The sequence below is a fragment of the Delftia sp. CH05 genome (assembly GCF_009827015.1).
GTDB classification, from domain to species: Bacteria; Pseudomonadota; Gammaproteobacteria; order Burkholderiales; family Burkholderiaceae_C; genus Comamonas; species Comamonas tsuruhatensis.
This window is the reverse complement of the sequence record NZ_WUMG01000094.1, coordinates 1-3611: the sequence shown is the minus strand read 5'-3', so window position 1 is coordinate 3611 and position 3611 is coordinate 1. Positions and strand designations below refer to the sequence as shown.

Sequence of the window (3611 nt, the reverse complement as noted above, 5' to 3'; positions counted from 1 at the left end):
CCACCCTGCCCCCCCTGCAGCTGCTGGGCGGCCAGATGTATGAAGGGCTGGAAAGCCTGGCCCTGGCCGATCTGTGCCTGGACAGCTTCCATGCGGGCGCCATCGCCGGCTGGCCCGTGGCCGATGCATTGCATGCCCAGCGCCATCACCCCGCCCTGCCCAGCCGCGACACCGTGCTTGCGCTGATGCGTGCCGTCGATGCCGAGCAATCGCTGGAAGCCTTCGAGCAGATCCTGGGCGAGGACCCCATCCTGGCCTATCGCTTCATGCTCTACACCAACTCCGCGGCCCTGGGCCTGCGGGGCAATGTGGACTCGCTGCGCCGCGGCCTGGTGATGCTGGGCTACGGCACGCTGCAGCGCTGGCTGTCGGACCAGCTGCCCCACGCCTGCACCGAGCCCAACCTGATACCCGTGCGCACCGCCATCCGGCTGCGCGCCAGCCTGACCGAACGCCTGATCGAAGCCGGCATCAGCCACGACCTGCAGCGCGAGGTCTATCTGCTGGGCCTGTTCTCGCAGCTGGACCAATTGCTGGGCGAGCCCCTGCCCACCGTGCTGCGCCGCGTACCGCTGTCCGAACGCGTCTTCGACGCGGCCGTGACGCGCACCGGCCCCTACGCGCCGGCCCTGATGATGGCCATTGCGCTGGAATCCGACGATCCCGCACCGATTCGCCAGCTGCGCGAAGACAACGACTTCGAGATCGAGGACGTCAACCGCAACCTGCTGCGCATGCTCAGCGAACTGCAGGTGCAGCCCGCGCCGGCGGCCTGATCGATATACGGCGACCCACAGCGGCCGAACCTGCGGCCTGATCTGCGGCCGCTGCCATCCGCAGATTCCACCCATGAAAAAACCACCTGGATCTCAGGCGGTTTTTTCATGTCCGGCAGGAAGCTGCAGATGCAGTTGCCGCCGTCAGGCCATGGCTCAATGCATGGCGTGGGGCTGACCGTCGAACATGTGTTCGAACTGTGCCAGCCAGGGCTCGGCCAGCGTGCGGATCTGGGCATCGTTGCGCAGGATGCGCTGCATGATGCGGGCCTTCTCCTTGCGTTGCTCAGGCGCCAGCGGCTCGTCATGGGCCTTGATGCGCAGTTGCTCGATCAAGACTGCGCAAGTGCCTTCGTAACGCGCTACTCCCTCCCAGTCTTTGTTCTGGGCCGCCTGCAGCATCTTGGCGCTGCTGTCTTCTATGGCGCGATAGAAATCGATCAATGTGTGCTCCATAAACGCATGGCGTTACTGTGCAGCCGCTTCCGGCGAAGTGGCAATGGCCTGCCAGCCCTGGGCAACCGGCTCGACCAAGGCCACGACCTCCTGCACGGCCTCCGCATCGTTGCGCACGTTGGCATGGGTGAGACGCTGGATGCAATAGTCGTACAGGGCGCCCAGGTTCATCGCCAACTCACCGCCTTGCTCACGATTGAGACCGCCTTTGAGACCCTCTTCCAGAATCCGGATGGCACGCCCCAGCTGGGTGCCCTTGGCCTCGACCTCTCCGCGCAGAATCGAACCCCGCGCTGCATTGAGGTTTTGCAACAGGCCCTCGAACAGCATCTGGATGAGTCGGTGGGGTGAAGCACTCTCCACGCCAGACTGCGCACCGACCTGCCGGTAGGCGCTCGCGGCACGGGAAAAAGCAGGGGTATACATAGGGGACATCCTTATCAACGGCTTGCCTTGTATATCGACAGCCGGTCTCCAATATCAAATGTTTTTTTTAGGAGGAGCTCTTGTTCCAGCTGGCAACCTGCTGAGTCATGTAGGTGCTCAGCGCGGAGATGGATGCCATCTGCTTGTCCAGCGCCGTGTACTGACGCGTCATCCGTGCCTCCAGAGTGGCAGCGTTCTGGTTGACCTTTTTCTGTTCATCCAGGTTTGCTGTCGATCTCTTTTTCAGCGAGTCGCTCTTGCTGTTGAGTGTGCCGTCGTAGGACAGCAGCTCGTCAGTGAATTTCTTGAAATTCACAGCGATGCCACCGCCCGTGCCGTCGCTGGAGGATTTGGCGGCGAAAAGCGATTTGATGGCATCAGGCGACTCCAGAGCCTTGTCCAACTTGGTCGTATCGGTAATCTTCAGCGCACCACCTTGCTGCATCTGAATGCCCACCTGAGCCAGTCGGGTGAACGCGCCAGACGCGTTGGAGGCCGTTCCTGTCGTCAGAGAGCGCAAGGCGTTCTGCAGGTTCACCGTCGACGAGTCAGCCTGGAGCACGCCCTCGCTTTCGTTGTCGGGATTGGTCGAGGCCGTGACCTTGCCATCCACGGATCGCATGCTCTTGGTGGAACTGGACAGCAATTCGTTGACCGCGTTGTAGGCATCAATGAATTCCTGCAGATTCTTCTTGATCGCTTCCTTGTCGCTGGCGATCGAGACGCGCGCATCCTTGCCTGCCGTAGTGATTTCGTTCACAGAAATCTTCAGCCCGGGCAGTATGTTGTCGAAGTTGTCGGTCTCAGACACCTGTTCCACCCCATTGATGGTGATCTTGGCGTTCTGGGCCGACTGTCCGGGTGGTATGGTGAAATTCAGTCCCGTCGTCGTAAAAGCGGATTTCTCACCGGTCTCTTTGGACGTCAGCATCAGGCGCTCATTGCCGGAGGCATCGCGCATCACCGCAGCCTTTACGCCGGCACCCTTGTCGTTGATTTTCGCAGCCAGCGTCGTCAAAGTATCGCTGGCCGTATAGTCGATTCCCCAGGATTTCGTGCCTTGGGCGATGGTCAATGTTCCCGCCGTTCCCAGCTTGGAGTCAACCACACGTGCGTCACTTACGGACGTCTGAGCGCGCGACAGCTGGCCGACGCCGATATCGTAAACCGAGGGGCTGGTGATGCCTGTCACCGTCATGGATACAGCCGTGTTGCTGGACTTCACGGTCATTGCGTTCCAGCCGCTGTCACGTGTCAGCTTGGCAGCAGCATCGGCCAGTGTGCTGGTCAGCGACTTGATCTTGGAATAGGTCGATATCTGGGCATCGATGGTCTTGGCCTTGGTCTGCAGGCCATCCAACGGCTTCTTCGCAAGATCAACCATCTGGGAGATGATTTCCGTGACCTTCAGGCCGCTGCCGATACCAATAGAGGAAATAGCCATTTCATGCTCCTTGACGGCACAGGACGGACAAGCCCATGCCAATGAATACCGCCGATTCTGAACGAAGGCTGGAACGTCAAAAGCCCGAAAAGCGGCACGAGACCTTGCCAGCATGCGCTTTGTGCTGGGCACGGTCTCCGGGACCCATGCCTGCTTGACGGCAGGATCAGCGAAAACTTGAGCGCTTTTTCGTATTTCGCCCGCAAAAGGAAAAAAGGCAGCCATGCGCGAGCAGGGCTGCCATCAAAAAGCAAACTCATCCAAGCTTGCCAGCGCTGGCCCTCATCGAGACGGCGCCAGCAAGCTCCTCCATCAACGCAGCAGGCTCAGCACCTGCTGGGGCAGCTGGTTGGCCTGGGCCACCATCGCCGTACCAGCCTGCTGCAGGATCTGCGTACGGCTCAGGTTCGCCGTTTCCTTGGCAAAGTCGGCATCCGTGATCCGGCTGCGCGCTGCGGAAATGTTTTCGTTCTGGATGTCGATGTTCTCCACAGCCTTCTCGAAGCGGG

5 protein-coding genes are annotated in these 3611 nt (G+C 60.6%); 1 reads left to right on the top strand and 4 read right to left on the bottom strand.

Annotated features, from left to right (window positions below; translation table 11 throughout):
• A partial coding sequence (locus GRX31_RS30240; RefSeq protein ID WP_160856239.1) for an HDOD domain-containing protein occupies nt 1–776 on the top strand: 776 nt, incomplete at its 5' end.
• A gap of 156 nt (nt 777–932) precedes the next feature.
• Here GRX31_RS30240 and GRX31_RS30235 read toward each other — a convergent pair.
• From GRX31_RS30235 to GRX31_RS30220, 4 genes are all read right to left on the bottom strand, one after another.
• Nucleotides 933–1232, bottom strand: coding sequence for a flagellar protein FliT (locus GRX31_RS30235; protein WP_047219520.1), 300 nt, complete (start codon nt 1230–1232; stop codon nt 933–935).
• A gap of 12 nt (nt 1233–1244) precedes the next feature.
• Complete coding sequence (gene fliS, locus GRX31_RS30230; RefSeq protein WP_047219519.1) at nt 1245–1658, bottom strand: flagellar export chaperone FliS; 414 nt, start codon at nt 1656–1658, stop codon at nt 1245–1247.
• Nucleotides 1659–1725: 67 nt separating this feature from the next.
• The gene (fliD, locus tag GRX31_RS30225) at nt 1726–3102 is read right to left on the bottom strand and encodes a flagellar filament capping protein FliD (protein ID WP_047219518.1); all 1377 of its coding nucleotides are present in this window, start codon (nt 3100–3102) and stop codon (nt 1726–1728) included.
• A gap of 312 nt (nt 3103–3414) precedes the next feature.
• Nucleotides 3415–3611: flagellin (locus GRX31_RS30220; RefSeq protein ID WP_272918464.1), on the bottom strand; the 197-nt coding region annotated here is incomplete at its 5' end.